This window comes from Micromonospora sp. SYSU B005 (assembly GCF_055362685.1).
On the sequence record NZ_JAXCFU010000040.1, the window covers coordinates 1 to 4,613 of the forward strand.

At 64.0% G+C, this 4,613-nt stretch carries 2 protein-coding genes and 1 pseudogene; 2 read left to right on the plus strand and 1 reads right to left on the minus strand.

Annotation, left to right across the window (positions count from 1 at the left end; translation table 11 throughout):
* A pseudogene (locus SM452_RS30185) lies at positions 1 to 264 on the minus strand (site-specific integrase); the annotation flags it as partial.
* Here SM452_RS30185 and SM452_RS30190 point away from each other — a divergent pair.
* A complete protein-coding gene (locus SM452_RS30190; RefSeq protein WP_463841204.1) occupies positions 236 to 3,496 on the plus strand; it encodes an RHS repeat-associated core domain-containing protein in 3,261 nt (1,086 codons plus the stop codon). The pseudogene SM452_RS30185 and the gene SM452_RS30190 overlap by 29 nt on opposite strands.
* A gap of 319 nt (positions 3,497 to 3,815) precedes the next feature.
* Entirely contained in the window at positions 3,816 to 4,469 is a 654-nt protein-coding gene (locus SM452_RS30195) for a hypothetical protein (RefSeq protein WP_423481899.1), read from the plus strand.
* Positions 4,470 to 4,613: the final 144 nt, after the last annotated feature.

Sequence of the window (4,613 nt, forward strand, 5' to 3'; positions counted from 1 at the left end):
CAGGGTTGGTCGTTCGGCGGCGAGGTCCAGGTCCTCCCAGCGGAGGGCGAGGATCTCGCCGATACGGGCGCCGGTGGCGAGCATGAGGTCGACGACGTCTGCCAGGTCGCCGCTGTGCCGAGGCCCGGGCTTGCCAGGGATCGGTCGCTGCCATTCGCGGATCGCCGTGCGGACGGCTTGGAGTTGCTCGGCAGTCAGGACGACGACGGCGGCCGACGACGTGCTGCTGCGGACCGTGTCCAGCCAGTACGACGCCGCCGGCAACCTGGTAGCGGCCACCGACGCGCGGGGCACGACGAAGACGTTCGCCTTCGACGCGCTCGGGCAGATGGTGTCCCAGACCGAGCCGATCAGCGGATCCGACCAGATCGTCTCGACGTTCGGCTACGACCTGGCCGGCCGGCAGACCCGGTTCACCGACGGCCGGGGCAACAAATTCATCACCACCTACAACCCGTGGGGCCTGGTCGAATCGCAGATCGAGCCCGCCACGACCGCCCATCCGGCACTCGCCGACCGCACATTCACCATGTCGTACGACGCGGCCGGCCAGCTGGTGCGACTGGACTCACCGGGCGGGGTGAGCGTCACCTCGGAGTACGACGACCTGGGCCGGCTGGTACGCAGCTCCGGCGCCGGCGCGCAGACGACGACGGTGGACCGCACGTTCGACTACGACGCGGCAGGCCGGATGACGTCGTTCGTCGGTTCAGCGGGCCAGACCACCGTCGAGTACGACGACCGCAGTCTGCCCGTGACGATTGGTGGGGTGTCGGGTGCCTCGTCCTACAGCTACAACGGCGACGGGGCGCTGGCCTCGCGCACGGACGCGGCCGGAACGACGTCGTACACCTATGACACGGCCGGCCGCCCCGCCACGGTGGTCAACCCGACCGCGGGGACGAACCTGACCTACGGGTACAACACCCTGTCGCAGGTGTCGTCGATCACGCACGGAACCGGCGGCAACGTCCGGTCGTTCAGCTACGACGAGCTGCACCGCATGACAGCCGACGAGCTGAAGAGCAGCGCCGGCACCAGCATCGCCAAGATTCAGTACGGGTGGGACCTCAACGACAACGTCACCTCGAAGACGACCATCGGACTCACCGGCGCGGCAGCCAACACCTACATCTACGACCTGGCCGACCGGCTGATCGGCTGGAACAACGGCACGAACCCCGTGGTGTACGCGTACGACAAGTCCGGCAACCGTGTTCAAGCGGGCAGCAAGACGTTCACCTACGACGCGCGCAACCAGTTGCAGTCGTCGTCGGACGGGACGAGCTATGAGTACACGCCGCGGGGCACGCTCACACGCACCAGGTCTGGCGGCCAGGACACGACCACCGTCACCGACGCGTTCAACCAGGTGTGGTCGCAGGGCGCGCCTGGCGGTGCAGCCTCCACCTACACCTACGACGGCCTGGGCCGGCTCATCCAGCCGAACCTGACGTACACCGGTCTCGGTAACACGGTGGCCGGCGACGGCGGCGCGGTGTACGTGCGCGACGCCGCGGACGGGCTCGTAGGTGTCGCATCCGGCGGTACGCAGCGCTACGCCTGGACCGATCTGCACACCGACGTGGTGGGCGAGTTCACCGGCACGGGCACGACCCTGACCGCGTCGGTCGCGTACGACCCCTGGGGCAAGGTCCTGTCCAGCACCGGGATGCTCGGCAAACTCGGCTACCAGTCAGAGTGGACCGACCAGGGCACCGGCCGAGTCAACATGTGGGCGAGGTGGTACAACCCAGAAACTGGCGCTTTCGACACCCGCGACGATGTCACGCTCAATCCGACTCCCAGCTCCGGGGCGGCGAACAGGTTCGCGTACGCGGAGGCGGACCCGCTGGGCAACACCGACACCACCGGGCATGCGGTGGACGGCAAGTGCGGCCAATACGACTACGCGTGCGAGCTGAAGAAGTACGACGCCGCGATCGCCCAATACACCCGTGACCTCACGCAACACCAGCGAGACGTCAAGTTCGCCGGCGAGGAGATCGCCCGGCAGGAAGCCGACTACCAGCGGGCAGAGCGGGAGAGCCAAACCTCACTGTTCGACATCCTGCTTCAAGTCGGTGTCGGGATGCTCCTCGACATGATCGGCTGGACATCGCTGATGGGATGCCTCGACGGAGGCGTCTGGGACTGCATCGACCTCGCCACCAACTTCCTCGGGCCGATCAAGGTATTCAAGATCGGTAAGTCGCTGTTCCGGGCGGTCGACCGTGCCTTCAGCGGATACCGGATGTGGAAACGCATCGTCGAGGGCGCACGCACGATGATGCGCCGCGCCCAGGACCTGATGAATCAGGCCCGAAAGCACCTCAACGACCTCATGCAGAAGGTGCCCAAGAAACCCAAGCCTCCCAAGAAGAAGCCCAAGCCACCGGTCAAGCCAAAGCCCAAGCCGAAGCCCAAGCCGAAGCCGAAGCCCAAGCCGTCCAAGCCGGCCACGCCGCCGAAGGCGAAGCAGGCGCCGAAGCGGCAGGAGAAGCCCGAACGGACCTCGTCGAAGCAGAACCGGCCCGAGCACCAGCGTGACCGAGATCGTGTTCAGGACAACGAGCCGAAGGCAGCCGGATGCGACCGGCACAGCTTCGACCCGAACACCCGGGTCCTGATGGCCGACGGCACCGCACGACCGATCGTTGAGGTCAACATCGGTGACACGGTAGCCACAACCGACCCCACCACCGGTGAACACAGCGATCAGCAGGTGACCCTGCTACACGCCAACCGAGACACCGAGCTGACCGACGTGACCGTGTCGGCAAAGCCCGCGGACCAGCCGGCGCGGTCCACCGGTGAGGGTGAAGGGGAACGCAGTACCCGCGGACCGACCGGATCGGTTCTGCACACCACCGCACACCATCCCTTCTGGGACGCCACCACCGGCGACTGGGTCGACGCTGCCGACCTGATCCCGGGCGAGTCGACCCTGGTCGGGCCCGACGGACAGATCCAGTACGTCACCGACGTCCGCAACTTCACCGGCGCCAAGGTGATGCGGGACCTCACCGTCGCCATCACCCACACGTACTATGTAATCGCCGGCAACACGTCAGTCCTCGTACACAACAACGACGGCTGTCTTGAGGTCACGGCCAATGAGAAGAGCTACTCCATTTCTCATGGCGAGAGTGGGAGTGGCGTCATCGCAGACCTGGACGACGATGGGATTCTCACGCTGATGATGCAGCGCAATCAGGGATCGCCGATCTCAGGCCGCGAAATGTTCGACCGCGTAATGGAACACTTTGGTGATCGTGTGAATGGAGTGCAGGGCTACTGGGTGTATGGCGACAACCTGGCGGCCTTTAACGCCGCGGTAAGAGGGGGGGATCCACTGCGCTCAGCCGCTCGTGGCACATGGACTGGCCGTCAAGCCGCGAGATATGGGTTTACGCGAGTGAAGATCCTGGTGGCTGACGAGAACCTGGACGGCTTCACGAGGGTCTCTGCAATGTTCAGGAGAGAACGAGGATAAGGTGGCCGAGCCCCAAGGTCGACTGAGCGAATTAGTAAATAAGATGCGAGGGGAAGGTGTAGACCCGCTAGGTGCCGTACTCCATCTGAAAGAAGAAGGGCTTGTGTCGCCTGGTCAAGAGTTTAGTGCGGCGTATGCCCTACGAATGGGATATGGACTTTCGGTAATCCAGCTGCATGAAGTTGTCGGATGGCTGAAAGGCGAGCGCGTTCTGGAGGACCTGAGAAAGGCGCTGTGCGCCAGTGGCGAGTAACTCTCTTCCGCGATGAATTCGGATTGGTGCTCGGCTGAGAGTGGTTGCGGTGTCCGATGGTTTGCCATGGTGTATCAGGTTTTCAGTCACGGCTGTGGTCAAATCACCGGGTCCGTAGGATATGCGTATGAGGCGCTCGCCGGCCATGGCGCGGAGGCAAGCGATGAGGCCTTGGCCGTGGCGGCGGCGATGTGTCTATATCGAATCAGCCCCATTTTCGACGGGGATGACAGCGATCTCGACCTGGCTGCTCTGGAAAGAGTCGATAAATGGGGGTCGACCCATTTTTTGGAAACTGTCCGGAATGTATTTGACGGGTTGCGTGACGGTCGGGGCGATGACATCGACGAGGAAGAGCCCGAAGCTGTAGCCGAACTTCAGCGCATGGCAGCTGCAGCGGTGCGGGGCTTGTTTGCCGAGGAATCGAGTATTGCGGAGCTGGCCGATCTCGTCTCGACAGTGAGTCTCGATATCGGTCAGGAGTTCGATGGTCGTATCAGCGAGGTGGATGAGGAGTCCGGTCCGAGATTCTTCCCCGCCAGGAACTTTCCTGATCTCACGCCTCTGGAGGCTGCGGAGATCGTTGATCAGATCGAAGTGTTGGTGAATCTCTCCGCTGGGCAGCCCGCGAACAGTCGGAGGGTACTGGAGATCGCGAAGAATGGTCGCAAACGAAACGGCGAAATCCTTGAAACGATTCGGCGGCGGAAGGCTAGTTGAATCAGCGCGGGTAAGGCCCGATGGCATGCGGCGGCGGGCCGCGACTTAGAGCGTGTTTGAGATCGGGTTGATCAGGTCCGGGTGAAGGTGCGGCGGGCTTGGCGGCGTGCGGGTTGGCCGCGGGTGATGCGGCGGGTCATGCCG